This is a genomic window from Brevibacterium sanguinis, assembly GCF_003315415.1.
GTDB lineage: Bacteria > Actinomycetota > Actinomycetes > Actinomycetales > Brevibacteriaceae > Brevibacterium > Brevibacterium celere_A.
This window is the reverse complement of the sequence record NZ_QNSB01000015.1, coordinates 19405-37664: the sequence shown is the minus strand read 5'-3', so window position 1 is coordinate 37664 and position 18260 is coordinate 19405. Positions and strand designations below refer to the sequence as shown.

10 protein-coding genes are annotated in these 18260 nt (G+C 68.9%); 3 read left to right on the top strand and 7 right to left on the bottom strand.

Translation table 11 applies throughout. The annotated features are described in order from the left end of the window. Nucleotides 1–4: 4 nt before the first annotated feature. Nucleotides 5–2254: a catalase/peroxidase HPI gene (katG, locus tag DFO65_RS15865; RefSeq protein WP_113905425.1), complete on the top strand. Its 2250-nt coding sequence runs from the start codon at nucleotides 5–7 to the stop codon at nucleotides 2252–2254. Between the two features lie 187 nt (nucleotides 2255–2441). Here katG and DFO65_RS15860 read toward each other — a convergent pair whose 3' ends face one another. From DFO65_RS15860 to DFO65_RS15840, 5 genes are all read right to left on the bottom strand, one after another. Then, nucleotides 2442–2870: a hypothetical protein gene (locus tag DFO65_RS15860; protein ID WP_147233385.1), complete on the bottom strand. Its 429-nt coding sequence runs from the start codon at nucleotides 2868–2870 to the stop codon at nucleotides 2442–2444. 336 nt (nucleotides 2871–3206) lie between these two features. After that, on the bottom strand, nucleotides 3207–4712 hold the full coding sequence (locus tag DFO65_RS15855; RefSeq protein ID WP_113905423.1) for a sensor histidine kinase: 1506 nt from the start codon (nucleotides 4710–4712) through the stop codon (nucleotides 3207–3209). Next, on the bottom strand, nucleotides 4709–5440 hold the full coding sequence (locus tag DFO65_RS15850; protein ID WP_113905422.1) for a response regulator transcription factor: 732 nt from the start codon (nucleotides 5438–5440) through the stop codon (nucleotides 4709–4711). Before DFO65_RS15850 ends, DFO65_RS15855 begins: the two co-directional genes overlap by 4 nt. Next, the gene (locus DFO65_RS15845; protein WP_113905421.1) at nucleotides 5433–7469 is read right to left on the bottom strand and encodes an ArnT family glycosyltransferase; all 2037 of its coding nucleotides are present in this window, start codon (nucleotides 7467–7469) and stop codon (nucleotides 5433–5435) included. Before DFO65_RS15845 ends, DFO65_RS15850 begins: the two co-directional genes overlap by 8 nt. Beyond that, nucleotides 7466–8686, bottom strand: coding sequence for a glycosyltransferase (locus DFO65_RS15840; protein ID WP_113905420.1), 1221 nt, complete (start codon nucleotides 8684–8686; stop codon nucleotides 7466–7468). The genes DFO65_RS15845 and DFO65_RS15840 overlap by 4 nt, the downstream gene beginning before the upstream one ends. Nucleotides 8687–8852: 166 nt before the next feature. On the opposite strand from DFO65_RS15840, the gene DFO65_RS15835 reads away from it, so the two are divergent. Both DFO65_RS15835 and DFO65_RS15830 read left to right on the top strand, forming a co-directional pair. Continuing rightward, nucleotides 8853–9530: a DUF1707 SHOCT-like domain-containing protein gene (locus DFO65_RS15835; RefSeq protein ID WP_113905419.1), complete on the top strand. Its 678-nt coding sequence runs from the start codon at nucleotides 8853–8855 to the stop codon at nucleotides 9528–9530. Beyond that, nucleotides 9527–10552, top strand: a complete 1026-nt coding sequence (locus tag DFO65_RS15830; RefSeq protein WP_113905418.1) for an ATP-dependent 6-phosphofructokinase — start codon at nucleotides 9527–9529, stop codon at nucleotides 10550–10552. The genes DFO65_RS15835 and DFO65_RS15830 overlap by 4 nt, the downstream gene beginning before the upstream one ends. A gap of 134 nt (nucleotides 10553–10686) precedes the next feature. Here the strand turns inward: DFO65_RS15830 and DFO65_RS15825 are convergent, their stop codons facing one another. Both DFO65_RS15825 and rpoB read right to left on the bottom strand, forming a co-directional pair. Continuing rightward, nucleotides 10687–14559, bottom strand: a complete 3873-nt coding sequence (locus DFO65_RS15825) for a DNA-directed RNA polymerase subunit beta' (protein WP_113905417.1) — start codon at nucleotides 14557–14559, stop codon at nucleotides 10687–10689. Nucleotides 14560–14627: 68 nt separating this feature from the next. Then, the gene (gene rpoB, locus DFO65_RS15820; RefSeq protein WP_113905416.1) at nucleotides 14628–18107 is read right to left on the bottom strand and encodes a DNA-directed RNA polymerase subunit beta; all 3480 of its coding nucleotides are present in this window, start codon (nucleotides 18105–18107) and stop codon (nucleotides 14628–14630) included. Nucleotides 18108–18260: the final 153 nt, after the last annotated feature.

Genomic DNA, 18260 nt, shown 5'->3' with positions numbered 1-18260 from the left:
CACAATGACCGACACCACCGTCACGGGCGGCTGCCCGGTAGTCCACGGCGCAGGGGCCAAGGCGCCGCAGGAGGCGCCCGCAGGCCTGGTCAATCCGGTGCAGGGAGACGCGAACAGCCACTGGTGGCCCAATCGCCTCAACCTCAAGATCCTGGCCAAGAACCAGCCGGCCGGCGATCCGATGGATCCCGACTTCGACTACGACGCCGAGTTCAACGAGCTCGACTACTACGCGCTCAAGGCCGACCTCGAAGAGCTGCAGAAGACCAGCCTCGACTGGTGGCCCGCGGACTTCGGCCACTACGGTCCCTTCATGATCCGGATGGCCTGGCACTCCGCCGGAACCTACCGGGTCATGGACGGACGCGGCGGGGGCAGCGAGGGCCAGCAGCGCTTCGCTCCGCTCAACTCCTGGCCCGACAACGTCGGCCTCGACAAGGCTCGCCGTCTGCTCTGGCCCGTGAAGAAGAAGTACGGCAAGAAGATCTCCTGGGCCGACCTCTTCATCCTCGCCGGAAACGTCGCTCTCGAGTCGATGGGATTCAAGACCTTCGGCTTCGCCGGCGGTCGCAAGGACGTCTGGGAGCCGGACAACGACGTCTACTGGGGCTCCGAGACCGAGTGGCTGGCCACCGACAAGCGCTACTTCGGCAACCGTGAGCTGCAGAAGCCGCTGGCCGCGACCCACATGGGCCTCATCTACGTCAACCCCGAGGGACCCGAGGGCGAGCCGGACCCGGTCAAGGCTGCCCATGACATCCGTGAGACCTTCGGTCGCATGGCGATGAACGACGAGGAGACCGTCGCCCTCATCGCCGGCGGGCACACCTTCGGCAAGACCCATGGCGCCGGACCCGAGGACCACAAGGGAGCCGACCCCGAGGCCGCTCCGATCGAGGACCAGGGCCTGGGCTGGAAGTCGAACTTCGGCACCGGCCACGGCAACGACACCATCGGCTCGGGCATCGAGGTCACCTGGACCTACCACCCGACCCGCTGGGACAACGAGTTCTTCCACATCCTCTTCGCCTACGAGTGGGAGGTCTTCGAGAACGAGGGCGGCCACCTCCAGTGGCGTCCGATCGACGGCGGCGGTGACGACATGGTGCCGATGGCCCACGGTGAGGGCCGCCGCGAGCCGCGCATGCTCACGACTGATCTGGCGCTGCGCTTCGACCCCATCTACGAGAAGATCTCGCGGCGTTTCAAGGACGATCAGCAGGCCTTCGAGGACGCGTTCGCGCGTGCCTGGTTCAAGCTCACGCACCGTGACATGGGACCGTCCACGCGCTACCTCGGCCCCGAGGCACCCAGCGAGGAGCTCCTCTGGCAGGATCCGGTTCCCGCCGGCACCCCGCTCTCGGCCGACCAGCTCGAGGCCGTCAAGGCCGCCGTGCGCGAGTCCGGACTGAGCGTCTCGCAGCTGGTCAAGACCACCTGGGCGGCGGCGTCGTCGCACCGTGTCTCCGACCTGCGCGGCGGCGTCAACGGCGGTCGTCTGCGGCTCGAACCGCAGCGCAGCTGGGAGGCCAACGAGCCGACCCAGCTCGCCCACGTCATCGAGGTGCTCGAGAGCATCGCCGAGCAGACCGGCGCGTCGTTCGCCGACGTCGTCGCGATCGCCGGAGCCGTCGGCGTCGAGACCGCGGCCCAGGCCGCCGGTGTCGACATCACCGTGCCGGTCTCGACCGGCCGCGGGGATGCCACCCAGGAGCAGACCGACGTCGAATCGTTCTCCTACCTGGAGCCGACTCACGACGGATTCCGCAACTACCTCACCGATGGCCTGCCGCTCAAGGCCGAGTTCCTGCTGCTCGACCGCGCCAACCTCCTCGGCCTCACTGCTCCGGAGATGACCGTGCTCATCGGCGGACTGCGCGTCCTCGGGGCCAACTTCGAGGACTCGGACCTCGGTGTCCTCACCGACCGCCCGGGCGTGCTGACGAACGACTTCTTCGTCAACCTGCTCGAACTCGGCAACATCTGGAAGCCCGTCGGGGAGTCCGAGACCGCCACGGTGTTCGAGTGCTACTCCCCCGAAGGCGAGAAGCTGTGGACCGGAAGCCGCTTCGACCTGCTCTTCGGTGCGAACTCCGAACTGCGGGCGCTGGCCGAGGTGTACGGTTCTGACGACGCCAAGGAGAAGTTCGTCGTCGACTTCGCCAAGGCCTGGTCGAAGGTCGTCGAGGCGGACCGCTTCGATCTCGACCGCGCTCCGGCGAGCCAGCGCAAGCGGCCTGTCGTCGCGCACTGAGCGCGCGCAGCGGCGTGAGCTGATCGCCACCGGCTGACAGTGCCGGGTGCCCCTCGTGGGCACCCGGCACTGTCGCATTACGCCGAGACGCTCCGCCGCTCGTGCCTGGTTCGGGCCGGACCGGGCTCCCGGTCGGCCCGGGTCCCCGGCTGGTTGGGGTTGGTCAGGTGTACCGGCGAGTCCGGGCTCAGGCCTCGGTGAGCCTGTACTCGGCGCCGAGGACCGCCGGGTCGAGCACGGCTCTCAGCAGTGCGACGTTCTGCGCCGTGCCCGTGTCCTCGGAAGACCGGCCATCGTCGGTCTGGGTGCCGTCGGTCTGTCCGGTCTGGGCGCCGGCACCGTCCTGGCTCGCGGACCCTCCCTGACTGGTCGACCCGGCGCCGTCGCCGTCCGCGCGTCCCGGGGGCCCACCCCTGCCGGGCCCGCCGCCGTCCTGGCCGGGCATGCCTCCCGGGCCTCCGCCGTCCCCGGCGGGCCCCTGTGTCGTCTGCCCGGCCAGGCCCGCTCCGGCGACGGAGCCGATCGCACCGCCCGCCAGTCCGCCGACGACGAAGAGCGCAGCTCCCGCGACGACGGCGGGGACGAGGGCGACCGTCCGCTTCGGCTTCGCCGGCATCGACGATCCGGCCGGCATCGCCTGCGTCGGGGTCGGGACCGCCTGTGGCGCGGAGTTCGGCCTTGCCGGCATCGACGATCCGGCCTGCGTCGTGGACGCCGGCGGCGCCTTGTGCGGTGCCGGATGCGGGTGCGCGGTCCGCGACTCCGGGGGGCCGACCTCAGGGACGCCGCCTCAGCCGGTGTCCCTGTCGGCGGGACGATGGTCGGCGGCATGGTTTCCGACGGGATGATTGTCGGTCATCGGGATCCTCCTTGTTCGATTCACTGGTGATCCCACTGTCGCGCCCGATCCTGTCGCCGGGCCCAGGTCGACCTGTGCCCTGGCTGTGGCTCCTCAGACCGCGCGGAAGCGCAGGAGGAACGTCGTTCCCGACGCCGAGGAGTCGACCGCGACCGAGCCGCCCATGAGGTCGACCAGACCCTTGACGATCGCGAGCCCGAGCCCGGAGGAACCGCCCTCGGCACCGTCCTCCCTGCTCCGGGAGGAGTCCCCGCGGACGAAGCGGTCGAACACCCTGCCGACGATCTCCTCGGGGATGCCGGGGCCGTCGTCCGTGACGGAGACCACCACCTCGGCGTCGGAGCCGCGTCCTTCGGCGCGGGCCTCGACACTGACCCGCGTCCCCGGCGGGGTGTGGACGCAGGCGTTCGTCACCACGGCGGAGACGACCTGCCGGACCCTGTCACCGGTCCCGCGCACCTCGAGCGCACGGGGCGGAAGGTCGAGCGCGATGTCGTGATCGCGGTGGACGACGTGGGCGTCCTCGACGAGTTCGACGAGGATGGCCGAGACATCGGTCGTCCCCTCCTCCGGCTGTCGGCCGGCCTCGAGGCGAGCGAGCAGGAGCAGGTCGTCGACGAGGCGCGACATCCGCTCCGCCCCGGAGTCGATCCGCGACAGGGACAGGCTGACCTCGGGCGGGACGTTCTCCCGGTGGGGCTTCGTCAGGTCCGCCCAGCCGCGGATGGTGGCGATCGGCGTCCGCAGCTCGTGGGAGGCGTCGGCGACGAAGCGGCGCATCTGCTCGTTCCCGCGGTACCTCTCCTCCAGCGCCCGGGAGACGTGGTCGAGCATCCTGTTCATCGACGCCCCGACGTCGCCGACCTCCGTGCCGGGCACCGCGAGTTCGTCCGGGACCCGCAGCGACAGCTCCGGGCGGCCGGCGCCGAGGTCGAGCTCGGTCACCTTCCGCGCCGTCCGGGCGACGTCGCGCAGCTCCCCGAGCTGCCGGTGGATGAGCACGCCGAGGAGGACGGCCGTGAGCACGACCCCGGCGGTCACGACGAGGGCCGTGGTCACCGCGATGCGCCCCAGTGAGGCGTCGACGCGCGCCTGCGGCAGACCGAAGACCGTCGTCACCGAGTCCGGCCCGACCCCCTCGGTCGTGCTCACCACGCGGTAGGCCCCGAGGTCGGGGATGGTCACGGTCTCCGGTCGACTGCCGTCGGCGGGGGCAGTCGCGGCGAAGGCGGCCACCGCCTCGGCGGGCAGGTCGAGGGGCTCGCCCGAGCCGGTGCGGGCGATGAGCCCGCGGTCCTCGCCGGCGCCTTCGGCGACGACGACGGCGCCGTCGCCGACGCCGGGCTGGAACAGGTAGCGCAGCCCGGGTCCGGGACCGTCGCCGGGATCGGGTCCGGGCTCGCCGGGCGGGCGGGTCTGCCCGCCGGCCTGCGCGGCCATCTCCTGCAGCTGGGAGTCGAGGTCGCCCATGAGGGAGGAGCGGACCGTGAGATAGGAGGCCGCCCCGATGCCGAAGCCGACGATGACGAGGACGGACACGGCGATGGCGATGAGACGGCTGCGCAGGGTCATCCGCCTCGCCCGGAACGTGCGGGTCATCGATCGGCGCGGATCGAGTAGCCGGCCCCGCGCTTCGTGTGGAAGAGCGGCGGCAGGTCGGGGAACGGGGCGTCGATCTTCTTGCGGAGGTAGGACACGTAGAGCTCGACGATGTTCCCGTTCCCCCCGAAGTCGTAGTCCCAGACCCGGTCGAGGATCTGCGACTTCGACAGGACGACCCGGGGATTGCGCATGAACAGCAGGAGCACCTCGTACTCCCGGGCGGTCAGCTCGATGGGCCGACCGGAGCGGGCCACCTCGTGCGTGGATTCGTTGAGCTCGAGGTCGCCGACCCTGAGCACGTCGTCCTCGGCCTCGGGGCCGACGGTGCGGCGGCGCAGCCGGGCCTCGATCCTGGCGACCACCTCGTCGAGGTTGAAGGGCTTCGTCACGTAGTCGTCCCCGCCGAGGCGCAGCCCGGTGAGCCTGTCGTCGACCTCGTCCCGGGCCGAGAGGAACACCACCGGGGTCTCGATGCCCTCACCGCGCAGCTTCTCGATGACGCCGAACCCATCGAGGTCGGGAAGCATGACGTCGAGGACGATCGCGTCGAAGCGCTTGGCCCGGGCCCGGGCCACCGCCGCCCGCCCGGTGCCCACACCCTCGGCCGACCACCCCCTGACCTGACAGGCCATGACGAGGAGTTCGGCGAGGTTCTTCTCGTCGTCGACGATGAGGATCCGGGGTGCGGTGGTCTGCGCGGTGCCGTCCATGTCACGATTATCCATCACCGCTCCCCTCCCCGGCTCCGAGGTCGTAGAGCGTGATGCCGTCGACCTCGGTGGCGGTGAAGTTCTCCTCCACCCACGACTGGATCTGCGCACTCGTCGAGGACAGAGCCCCGCCGGGGCCGCCGTTCCCGCCGGCGATGTACCAGTGGATGCGTCCGTCGGCGACGAGCTGCGCGAACTCCTCGACCGTGGGAGAGGGATCCGTGCCGTTGAAACCGCCGATGGCCAGGACCGGCTCTCCCGTCGACAGCTGGTAGCCGGCCGCCTGGTTCGCACCGGTCGTCGCGGCGATCCACGTGTACTGGTCGGCATCGGCCTCGAGCACGGAGGCGAGTTCCGCCGAGGGGGCGCTGCCGTTGAGCAGACCGCCCATTCCGCCCCCGCCGGCCTGACCCCCGGGGCCGCCGGTCTGGCCGCCGTCGGTCTGGCCGCCGCCTGCTCGGCCCCCGCCAGGACCTCCTCCCCCGCCGGGGCCGTTCGCCGAGGTGCCGGCGATGGTGACGATCGAGCCCTGCGTCTCCTGGGCGATGGTCCGGGCCGTGAGCTGGGCGGGCAGCGCGAGAGTCGAGAGGACAGCAGCGACGAGGAGCGCGATCGCAGCGCCCCGGACCGGTGCCGTCCACCTCGGGCCCGAGAGCGTCCCGTGGAGGACGAGGGCGATGCCCGTGCCGACGCCGAGGACGAGCACGCCCCAGGTCAGCGGCGTCGGGATTCCCGACATCCCGGACGCGAGCACGAACTGCCAGGTGACCGTGAGGGCGAGCACGAGGCCGAGCACGATTCGGGAGTTCCTGCTGCCGCGGTCGACGAGGAGCGCGACGGCGAGCCCGATGACGGCGGCGAGCGCAGGCACGAGGGCGACCCCGTAGTATTCGTGGACGATTCCCGACATGTAGCTCAGGGTCAGCCACGTGACGACCAGCCACCCGCCCCAGAGGACGAGGGCCGCGGCCGCCGAGCCGGGGGACGCATCCGGCGCAGCGAGCCGCCGGCCGGCTGCTGCCTGCCGGCGCCGGAGGACGAGCACGAGTGCCGCGACGACGAGGAGGACGAGCGCGGTGGGCAGGAACCATGCGATCTGGGCGCCGAAGGAGCCGGTGAAGAGGCGGGCGATTCCCGTCTCTCCCCAACCGCCCGCGCCGCCGACGGAGCCCGCCTCGTTCCCGTTGAGGCGCCCGAACCCGTTGTAGCCGAAGGTGAGCTCGAGGAAGGAGTCCGTCTGGGAGCCGCCGACGTAGGGTCGCAAGTGGGACGGCAGGAGCTCGACCAGCGCGATCCACCACCCGGCCGAGACCGCCATGACCGCGATCGGAACGAGCACGAGGAGGAGGCGCCGGGGCCAGGATGCCCGTGCGAAGAGCAGCCAGGCGAGCGCGAGCGCGGGGGTGATGAGGAGGACCTGGAACTGCTTGGTGAGGAAGCCGAGTCCGAGCGCGACGCCGGTCAGCGCCAGCCGGCCGATGACCCGCCGAACCCTCACCGCGGCCAGCGCCCGCTGGGTCGCGACGACGGCGACGGTCATCAGTGCCACGAGCAGCGCGTCGGGGTTGTTGTATCGGAACATCAGCGCAGCGACCGGGCTGAGCGCGAAGACGAGGCCGACGCCGAGGGCCGCGGCCTTCTCGATGCGGGCGCGGACGTGCCCGCGCAGGGCCAGCCGCATGGAATGGGCGAGCAGCAGCACGGTCGCCGCCGCCAGGAGCACCTGCGGCAGGAGCATCGAGAACGAGGAGAAGCCGAGGATCCGGGCGCTCAGTGCCATCAGCCACAGCGAGGCCGGGGGCTTGTCGACGGTGATCGCATTGGCCGCGTCGAGTGATCCGAAGAGGAAGGCCTCCCAGTCCTGGGAGCCCGCCTGGACGGCCGCGGCGTAGTAGGAGTTCGCCCAGCCGTTTCCGGTGAGGTCGACGAGGTAGCCGGCCACGACGGCCAGGCACAGGCCGGCGAGCCCGACCGGGTACCACCACCGCGCCACCCGGGACTGCTCAGCCCTCTCGCGCATCGTCGCTTCAGTCTGCACGCTCATCGCAGGCTCCCTTCCCGGGCGAAGACCCAGAGCTTCTGCAGGGTGAATCGGACCACGGTGGCGACGAGGTTGGCGACGGTGAGCACAGCCAGCGTCCAGGCGCCGTTCAAGTCGCTCGTGGCCAGCAGGGCAGCGGAGGTCATCGCCCAGCCGACGCCGAATGCGACGAGGTCCTTGAGGTGATGCGCCAGCTGGTCCTGCGGCGACCGGAGGCCGAAGGTGTGGCGCCGGTTGAGCGCGGTGCCGAGCAGCGTCGAGATGAGCAGGGCGGCGACGTTGGCGACCCCCGCCGAGACGAGGCCCGAGGCGAACCAGAAAAGCAGGGAGTACACGAGCGTGCAGACGATCCCGACGTCGACGAAGTGGAGGATCTGGGCTCCGGTGTTCGGCACCGCCGGAGCGCGTCCCAGCCGGGCCCCGATCCGGGCCAGCGGCAGGCGTCCGCGCCTGGCGTCCCGGCGCAGTCGGAGGATGCCCTTGAAGTCGTCGACGGCGGTGCGGACGACGTCGACGGAGGAGTCGGGGTCAGCGGTCCAGTCCGCCCAGAACTCCCGGATGCGCAGTCCCGACCATTGGGCGAGGGTGAGCAGCTCGGTGTCGAAGAACCATCCGTCGTCCTCGACGACGGGGAGGAGCGCCTGGGCGGCGGGTCGCGAGATCGCCTTGAGACCGCACTGGGCGTCGGAGTACTCGGCGCCGAGGCCGATCGAGAGCAGACGGTTGTAGCAGCGGGAGATGATCTCGCGGCCGACTCCCCGCTGGACCCGGGCCTGCGGATGGAGGCGGCCGGCGATCGCGACGTCGGCCGTGCCCGCGGAGATCGCCGTGACCATCGGGTCGAGGAGAGCGAGGTCGGTGGCGAGGTCGACATCGGTGTAGACGAGCACCTCGGCGCTCGACTCCAGCCACACCGTCCTCAGGGCCCGGCCCCGGCCCTTCTCCTCGAGGCGGACGGCGCGGACGTTCGAGTGCGACCGGGCCAGCTCCTCGGCGATCCGACCCGTCGCATCTGTGCTCGCGTTGTCGGCGATGACGATCGTCATCTCGTGCAGGCTGTCCGCGACATGGTCGATGAGGGTGTGGATCGACCGTTCCAGGGTCGACTCCTCGTTGTGGACGGGAACGACGAGATCGACCTGGGCTGCGTGCGGCGGGGAGCTGCGCTCGCGGGTGGCGACCGGGACCGGGGGCCGGGCCGCGTCTTCATGGCTCTTCATGCCTCAAGGCTCCGACCGGGCGCTATGCCGGCGATGGGCCGCACCTGTGCTCAGCCTGTGACCTTCTCGCCGGAGGAGCGGAGGTGAGCACGGACGACGACGCGCAGGTGGGCGTCCGGTTCCCTGGGCTGTGACCCGGGCGACAGCCGCCGACTACACTGGTGGCATGCCCCAGCCCGAACTCCCGCCCCCACCACGCATCCGCGCCGCCGACAAGGACCGAGACGCCGTGCTCAAGGTCATCACCGATGCCGTGAGCAACGGGCGGCTCGACCCCGAGGAGACCGCGGAACGTCAGGACGCCGCGATCACGGCGAAGTACCTCGACGACCTCATGCCCCTCATCGAGGACCTCCCCGAAGGACACGACCTCTACCGCACCCTCCAGCTGCAATCGGGAATCGCCCCCTCGGGCGAGCTCGACCGCCTGCAGCGGGGACCCGCACTCCTCTCCCCCCGGGCCGAACCGGGGTCCGCCGCGCCGATCAACTCCGTCGCGGTGCTCTCCGGCCGTGAGATCGACGTCCCCCCGGGCACCGCCGAGCTGACCACCTACGCTCTCATGGGGGGCGACGACATCGACCTCTGCGAGGTGATGGGCCCGGGAGTGACGGTGACGATCACCTCCTTCGCGATGTGGGCCGGCAACTCCATCTACGTCCCGCCCGGAGTGCGGATCAGGGACGAGACGATCAACCTCCTCGCCGGCAACGAGGTCAAGGGCGATGCCCGGGGCGACGGATCGAACGGCACCCTCGTCCTCAAGGGGTTCTCCCTCATGGCCGGCCATGACGTCCGCCTGGCCAAGGGCTACCGGGCGAAGGATCAGAGGTCGCTGCGTTGAGGATCGGAGTGCTCACCTCCGGTGGCGACTGCCCCGGGCTCAACGCCGTCATCCGCGGGATCGTGCGCAAGGGGATCATCGCGCACGGGTCGTCCTTCGTCGGCATCCGCGACGGCTGGCGGGGCCTGCTCGAGGACGATGTGTTCGAGATGTCGATGCTCGACGTCCGCGGCCTGTCCGGCCGCGGCGGCACGATCCTCGGCACGTCCCGCACCCACCCCTACGAGGACGGCGGTCCCGCGCAGATGCGTGAGGTCATCGCCCGCCACGAGCTCGAGGCGATCATCGCGATCGGCGGCGAGGGCACGCTCTCGGGTGCGGCCCGCCTCGTCCGCGATGAGGGCCTGCCGATCATCGGGGTGCCGAAGACGATCGACAACGACCTCGACGCCACCGACTACACCTTCGGATTCGACACGGCCCAGTCCATCGCCACCGAGGCGATCGACCGGCTCCGCACGACCGCGGAGTCCCATCACCGCTGCATGGTCATCGAGGTGATGGGCCGCAATGTCGGCTGGATCGCGCTGCACGCCGGCATGGCCGCGGGCGCCCATGCCATCCTCATGCCGGAGTTCCCCGTCACCTTCGAGCAGATCGGCGCGTGGGTGACGTCGGCCAGGGACCGCGGACGCGCCCCGATCGTCGTCGTCGCCGAGGGATTCGTGCCCGAGGGGCTCGACGAGCAGGTCGCCGACCACGGGCTCGACAGCAGGGGCCGGGTCCGCCTCGGCGGGATCGCCAATCGCCTGGCCCCGCGGATCGAGGAGGTCACCGGCATCGAGACCCGCGCGACGATCCTCGGGCACCTGCAGCGCGGCGGATCGCCCACCGCCTACGACCGTGTGCTCTCGACGAGGTTCGGGATGGCCGCCGTGGACCTCGCCGTCGAGCGTCGCTGGGGCACGATGGCCAGCCTCAAGGGCACGGAGATCGTCGCCGCGCGGATGTCGGATGCCGTCCACAGCATCAAGTACGTGCCCCGGTCCCGGTGGGACGAGGCGCGGATCCTCTTCGGCTGAGCCGGGAGCCGTCGCCCCGCCGGACGCAGGGATCGTCGCGACCTCGAAGCGGGGCGGGCGCTGAGACGCGAGAGGGGCACCCACCAGATGGTGGATGCCCCTCTCGCGTCTCAGCGGCTCAGACTCTCAGGTCCTCAGTTGAAGGCTCCGTAGTCGTAGTCCTCCAGCGGGATCGCCGAGCCTGAGTCTCCGCCGATGCCGGCGTAGAAGTCACCGTAGCTGTTGGTGAACATCTCCGCCTTGGCCTCCTCCGTCGGCTCCACGACGATGTTGCGGTGCGTCTGGAGACCGGTGCCGGCCGGGATGAGCTTACCGAGGATGACATTCTCCTTGAGGCCGAGCAGGGTGTCCGACTTGCCCTCCATCGCCGCCTCGGTGAGGACGCGGGTCGTCTCCTGGAAGGAGGCGGCCGACAGCCACGACTCGGTGGCCAGCGAGGCCTTCGTGATGCCCATCAGCTCGTCACGGGCCGACGCGGGCTGTCCGCCCTCGGCGACGACGCGACGGTTCTCGGCCTGGTACCGACCGCGGTCGACGAGCTCGCCCGGCAGCAGGTTCGTGTCGCCGGATTCGATCACGGTGACGCGACGCAGCATCTGCCGCACGATGACCTCGATGTGCTTGTCGTGGATGCCCACACCCTGCGAGCGGTACACCTTCTGCACCTGCTCGACGAGGAAGCGCTCCGCCTCGCGGCGGCCGCGGATCCGCAGCACCTGCTTCGGGTCGACCGCGCCGACGACGAGCTGGTCGCCGGCCTTGACGTTCTGGCCCTCCTCGACGAGGAGGCGGGCGCGCTTGGACACCGCGTGCTCGATCTCCTCGCTGCCGTCATCGGGGGTGATGATGACGAAGCGGGTCTTGCGGCTGTCGTCGATCTTCACCCGGCCGGTCGCCTCGGCGATGGGCGCGAAGCCCTTCGGGGTCCGGGCCTCGAAGAGCTCGGTGACACGCGGCAGACCCTGGGTGATGTCACCCGAGGACGCGGCCACACCACCGGTGTGGAACGTCCGCATGGTCAGCTGGGTGCCCGGCTCGCCGATCGACTGGGCCGCGACGGTGCCGATGGCCTCGCCGATGTCGACGAGCTTTCCGGTGGCCATCGACCGGCCGTAGTGCATGGCCGAGATCTGGACGTCGGAGTCCGCGGTGAGGACCGAGTGGACCTTGAGCTCGGTGATGCCGGCCTCGACGAGCTTGCTGATGGTCTCACCGGTGACGTCGGTCTTCGCCGGGACGATGACGTTGCCCTCGGCGTCGGTGACGTCGGAGACGGTGAGCCGGCCGTAGAGGCTGGTCTCGACGAACTCGTGCGGAACGAGGTTGCCCTCGTGATCGCGCTCGGCCACGGGCAGGGTGATGCCCTTGTTCGAGTCGGTCTCCGCGGTGCGGACGATGACGTCCTGCGACACGTCGACGAGGCGACGGGTGAGGTAGCCCGAGTCGGCGGTCCGCAGAGCGGTGTCGGCCAGGCCCTTGCGGGCACCGTGCGAGGCGATGAAGTACTCGAGCACCGACAGGCCCTCGCGGTAGTTCGAGGTGATCGGACGCGGGATGATCTCACCCTTCGGGTTCGTCACCAGACCGCGCATACCCGCGAGCTGACGGACCTGCATCCAGTTGCCCGAGGCGCCGGACTCGACGAGCCGGAGAACCGAGTTCTCCTCCGGGAAGTTCGTCCGCATGACCTCGTCGACCTTCTCGGTCGTCTCGGTCCAGAGCTTGACGAGCTCGTTGCGGCGCTCGTCGTCGGTCAGGGCGCCGAGTTCGTACTGTTGCTGGACCTTGGTGTCGAGCGCCTCGGCGTGATCGATGATCTCGGTCTTCGCCGCCGGGGACACGACGTCGGACATCGCGATGGTGATGCCCGAGCGGGTCGCCCAGTGGAAGCCATTGGCCTTGAAGTTGTCCAGGGTCTGGGCGACCTCGACCTTCGGGTACTCCTCGGCGAGGTGGTTGACGATCCGGCTCAGCGCCTTCTTGTCGACCGTCGAGTTGACGTAGACGTAGTCGGCGGGCAGGAAGTCGTTGAACAGCGCCCGACCGAGAGTGGTCTGCACGTCGAGCGGATCGCCGGCCTCCCAGCCCTCGGGGACCTCGAGGTCGGCGCCGGGGACGACGTTCTCGAGACGGATCGTCACGACCGAACCGAGGTCGAGCTCGCCGCGGTCGAAGGCCATGATGGCCTCGCCGAGACCCGAGAAGGCGCGTCCTTCGCCGGCCAGTCCCTTCCGCTCAGAGGTCAGGTGGTAGAGGCCGATGATCATGTCCTGGCTGGGCATGGTCACGGGCTTGCCGTCGGAGGGCTTGAGGATGTTGTTGGCCGAGAGCATGAGGATGCGGGCCTCGGCCTGCGCCTCGGGGCTCAGCGGCAGGTGCACGGCCATCTGGTCACCGTCGAAGTCGGCGTTGAACGCCGAGCACACGAGCGGGTGCAGCTGGATGGCCTTGCCCTCGATGAGCTGCGGTTCGAACGCCTGGATGCCCAGTCGGTGCAGGGTCGGTGCGCGGTTGAGCAGCACCGGGTGCTCGGTGATGACCTCTTCGAGGACGTCCCACACCTGCGGGTGCTGACGCTCGACCATCCGCTTGGCCGACTTGATGTTCTGCGCGTGGTTGAGATCGACGAGGCGCTTCATGACGAACGGCTTGAACAGCTCCAGCGCCATGGTCTTGGGCAGACCGCACTGGTGCAGGCTCAGGGTCGGGCCGACGACGATGACCGAACGGCCGGAGTAGTCGACGCGCTTGCCGAGCAGGTTCTGGCGGAACCGGCCCTGCTTGCCCTTGAGCATGTCGGACAGCGACTTGAGCGGACGGTTGCCGGGACCGGTGACGGGACGACCGCGACGGCCGTTGTCGAACAGCGAGTCGACGGCTTCCTGGAGCATCCGCTTCTCGTTGTTGACGATGATCTCCGGCGCCCCGAGGTCGAGCAGCCGCTTGAGGCGGTTGTTGCGGTTGATCACCCGACGGTAGAGGTCGTTGAGGTCGGAGGTCGCGAAGCGGCCGCCGTCCAGCTGGACCATCGGGCGCAGCTCAGGCGGGATCACCGGAACGACGTCGAGGACCATGCCCTCGGGGTTGTTGTCGGTGGTCATGAACGCGTTGACGACCTTGAGGCGCTTGAGCGCACGGGTCTTGCGCTGGCCCTTGCCGGTCTGGATGAGCTCGCGCAGCTTCGCGGCCTCGGCCTCGAGATCGAAGTCGAGCAGGCGCTTCTGGATCGCCTCGGCGCCCATCGCCCCCGTGAAGTAGAGGCCGAAGCGGTGGAACATCTCGCGGTACAGGCTCTCGTCGCCCTCGAGGTCGTTGACCTTGAGGTTCTTGAACCGGTCCCACACCTGCTCGAGGCGCTCGATCTCACGATCGGCGTTGCGCCGCAGCTTCTCCATCTCCTTGTCGGCCTGGTCCCGCAGCTTCTTCTTGGCCTGGGCGGTCCCGCCCTCGGCCTCGACGGCGGCGAGGTCCTCTTCGAGCTTCTTGGCCCGACGATCGATGTCGGCGTCCCGGCGCGAACCGATCTGCTGCTTCTCGACGTCGATCTTGTTCTGCAGGCTCGGCATGTCGCGGTGGCGCGATTCCTCGTCCACCGAGGTGATCATGTAGGCCGCGAAGTAGATGACCTTCTCGAGGTCCTTCGGGGCGAGGTCGAGCAGGTAGCCCAAGCGCGAGGGCACGCCCTTGAAGTACCAGATGTGGGTGACCGGTGCGGCCAGCTCGATGTGGCCCATGCGCTCACGGCGCACCTTGGCCCGGGTCACCTCGACGCCGCAGCGTTCGCAGATGATGCCCTTGAAGCGCACGCGCTTGTACTTGCCGCACGCGCACTCCCAGTCGCGGGTGGGGCCGAAGATCTTCTCGCAGAAGAGTCCGTCCTTCTCCGGCTTCAGGGTCCGGTAGTTGATGGTCTCAGGCTTTTTCACCTCACCGTGTGACCAGCCGCGGATGGAATCCGCGGTGGCAAGACCGATACGCAGCTCATCAAAGAAATTGACGTCAGGCACGTAAATCCTCTTTCCTGGCGATGAACGAGACGTTCATCAAAAAGTTGTGTCGGTTGAAGCGGAAGTCCTCAGACTTCTTCCACGGTCTGTGCCTCGCGGTGGGACAGGTCGATGCCGAGCTCCTCGGCGGCACGGTAGACCTCGTCCTCCGAGTCGCGCATCTCGACCTGCCCTCCGTCGGAGGACAGAACTTCGACGTTGAGGCACAGGGACTGCATTTCCTTGATGAGGACCTTGAACGACTCGGGGATCCCCGGATCGGGCAGGTTCTCTCCCTTGACGATGGCTTCGTAGACCTTGACGCGGCCCGGGATGTCATCGGACTTGATCGTCAGCAGCTCCTGCAGCGTGTACGCCGCGCCGTAGGCCTCGAGGGCCCACACTTCCATTTCACCGAAGCGCTGACCGCCGAACTGCGCCTTTCCACCGAGCGGCTGCTGGGTGATCATCGAGTACGGTCCGGTCGAACGCGCGTGGATCTTGTCGTCGACGAGGTGGTGGAGCTTGAGCATGTACATGTAGCCGACCGAGATCGGGTACGGGAACGGCTCACCGGAGCGACCGTCGAACAGCTGGGCCTTGCCCGAGGAGTCGATGAGCCGATCCCCGTCGCGGTTCGGGTTCGTCGAATCCAGCAGTCCGCGCAGCTCCTGCTCGTGCGCACCGTCGAAGACCGGGGTCGCCAGGTTGGTGCCGGCCTCGGCCTCGCGGGCGGCATCCGGCAGCTCGGCGGCCCAGTCGGGGCTGCCCTCGATCTTCCAGCCCTGCTTCGAGATCCATCCGAGGTGGATCTCGAAGACCTGACCGATGTTCATCCGGCGGGGAACGCCGTGCGGGTTGAGGATGACGTCGACCGGGGTTCCGTCGGCGAGGAACGGCATGTCCTCGACCGGCAGGATGGTCGAGATGACGCCCTTGTTGCCGTGGCGGCCGGCCATCTTGTCGCCGATGGTGATCTTGCGCCGCTGGGCGACGTAGACGCGGACCATCTGGTTGACGCCGGGCGAGAGCTCGTCGTCGTCCTCACGGTCGAAGACGCGCACGCCGATGACGGTGCCGATCTCGCCGTGGGGCACGCGCAGCGAGGTGTCGCGGACCTCACGGGACTTCTCACCGAAGATCGCCCGCAGCAGGCGCTCCTCCGGGGTCAGCTCTGTCTCACCCTTCGGGGTGACCTTGCCGACGAGGATGTCGCCGTCGGTGACCTCGGCGCCGATGCGGATGATGCCGCGATCGTCGAGGTCGGCCAGCGCGTCCGGGGAGATGTTCGGGATGTCCCGGGTGATCTCCTCGGCACCGAGCTTGGTGTCGCGGGCGTCGACCTCGTGCTCCTCGATGTGGATCGAGGACAGGACGTCGTCCTGGACGAGACGCTGGGAGAGGATGATCGCATCCTCGAAGTTGTAGCCCTCCCACGACATGAATGCCACGAGGAGGTTCTTGCCGAGCGCCATCTCGCCGTTCTGGGTCGACGGCCCGTCGGCGAGCACCGCGCCCGCCTCGACCCGATCGCCCTCGTCGACGATGATGCGCTGGTTGTACGAGGTGCCGTGGTTGGACCGCTTGAACTTCGCGGCCCGGTAGGTCTGCATGGTCCCGTCGTCGGCGAGGACGGTGACGTAGTCCGCGGAGACCTCGGTGATGACACCGGACTTCTCCGCGACGATGACGTCGCCGGCGTCGACGGCGGCACGGTACTCCATGCCGGTGCCCACGACCGGGGACTCCGACATCACCAGCGGCACGGCCTGACGCTGCATGTTCGCGCCCATGAGGGCGCGGTTGGCGTCGTCGTGCTCGAGGAACGGGATGAGCGCCGAGGCGACCGACACCATCTGCCGTGCCGAGACGTCCATGAAGTCGATCTGGTCCCGGAGCACCAGCTCGGCCTCTCCGCCGCCGCCCTTGGGCCGGGCGAGGACCTCCTCCTCGGCGAAGCGCTGGTCCTCGGTCAGCGGGGCGTTGGCCTGCGCGATGTTGTAGTCGAGCTCGTCGTCGGCCGTGAGGTACTCGGTCTCATCGGTGACGACACCGTCGACGACCTTGCGGTACGGGGTCTCGATGAAGCCGAAGGGGTTGATCCGCGCGTAGGACGCGAGCGAGCCGATGAGGCCGATGTTCGGGCCCTCGGGGGTCTCGATGGGGCACATGCGCCCGTAGTGCGAGGGGTGGACGTCGCGGACCTCCATCGCGGCGCGATCGCGCGACAGACCGCCGGGGCCCAGCGCGGACAGGCGGCGCTTGTGGGTCAGACCCGCGAGCGGGTTGTTCTGATCCATGAACTGGCTCAGCTGCGAGGTGCCGAAGAACTCCTTGATCGCGGCCACCACGGGGCGGATGTTGATCAGGGTCTGCGGGGTGATCGCCTCGACGTCCTGGGTCGTCATCCGCTCGCGGACGACGCGCTCCATGCGCGACAGACCGGTCCGGACCTGGTTCTCGATGAGCTCGCCGACGGCGCGGATGCGGCGGTTGCCGAAGTGGTCGATGTCGTCGAGCTTGACCCGCAGGTCGATCGTCTCGCCGTCGCGGACACCGGGCATGGTCTCGTTGCCCGCATGGAGGGAGACGAGGTAGCGGATGGTCGCGGCGACGTCGTCGACGGACAGCACGGAGTCGCTCAGGGGCGCGTCGAGTCCGAGCTTGCGGTTGACCTTGTAGCGGCCGACCTTGGCCAGGTCGTAGCGCTTGGGGTTGAAGTAGAGGTTGTTGAGCAGGTTGCGGGCGGCCTCGGCGGTCGCCGGCTCGGCCGGGCGCAGCTTCTTGTAGATGTCGAGCAGCGCCTCGTCCTGCGTTGTGACCGTGTCCTTGGCCAGGGTCTCGCGGATCGACTCGAAGTCGCCGAACTCCTCGAGGATCTTCGCCTCGCTCCAGCCCAGGGCCTTGAGCAGGACGGTCACGGACTGCTTGCGCTTGCGGTCGAGGCGCACACCGACCTGGTCACGCTTGTCGACCTCGAACTCCAGCCAGGCACCGCGGGAGGGGATGATCTTCGCGGTGAAGATGTCCTTGTCGGTGGTCTTGTCGACGCTCGACTCGAAGTAGGCGCCGGGCGAGCGCACGAGCTGCGAGACGACGACGCGCTCGGTGCCGTTGACGATGAAGGTGCCCTTGTCGGTCATCAGCGGGAAGTCACCCATGAAGACCGTCTGGCTCTTGATCTCGCCGGTGTTGTTGTTCATGAACTCGGCGGTGACGTAGAGCGGCGCCGAGTAGGTCATGTCGCGCTCTTTGCACTCGTCGATCGAGTACTTGGGAGCTTCGAAGCGGTGCTCCCGGAACGACAGGGACATCGATCCACCGAAGTCCTCGATCGGTGAGATCTCTTCGAAGATGTCCTCGAGCCCCGAAGTGGTGGCGACCGAGTCATCGCCGATCTCGATGGCCTCGGCGACGCGGTCCTGCCACGCTTCCGAGCCGATGAGCCAGTCGAAGCTGTCCGTCTGCAGACCGAGCAGATCGGGAACCTCGAGGGGTTCGCGAATCTTCGCGAAGGAGATTCTCTTGGGGGGGTTAGCGGTCCTGGTGTTATCGTTGGCGGCGGCCAATGGGATCCTTCCGAGTGCTTCACCATTAAGTGCGCAGGCTCCCCACCCGAGGAACCGTGATCGACCGGTGTGTCAGATTTCGACACCGGGCGACACCATGGTTCACTGGAGTGGAATCGCAGTGCCCCCCGCTATATGAAGGCACGCCACAGA

Bases quoted from the DNA above. Each gene is read 5' to 3' on its own strand.
- DFO65_RS15835 (WP_113905419.1), top strand. From the start codon at position 8,853: ATGCCCCAGCCCGAACTCCCGCCCCCACCACGCATCCGCGCCGCCGAC.
- DFO65_RS15850 (WP_113905422.1), bottom strand. From the start codon at position 5,440: ATGGATAATCGTGACATGGACGGCACCGCGCAGACCACCGCACCCCGG.
- DFO65_RS15840 (WP_113905420.1), bottom strand. From the start codon at position 8,686: ATGAAGAGCCATGAAGACGCGGCCCGGCCCCCGGTCCCGGTCGCCACC.
- DFO65_RS15855 (WP_113905423.1), bottom strand. From the start codon at position 4,712: ATGACCCGCACGTTCCGGGCGAGGCGGATGACCCTGCGCAGCCGTCTC.
- katG (WP_113905425.1), top strand. From the start codon at position 5: ATGACCGACACCACCGTCACGGGCGGCTGCCCGGTAGTCCACGGCGCA.
- DFO65_RS15845 (WP_113905421.1), bottom strand. From the start codon at position 7,469: ATGAGCGTGCAGACTGAAGCGACGATGCGCGAGAGGGCTGAGCAGTCC.
- DFO65_RS15860 (WP_147233385.1), bottom strand. From the start codon at position 2,870: ATGCCGGCGAAGCCGAAGCGGACGGTCGCCCTCGTCCCCGCCGTCGTC.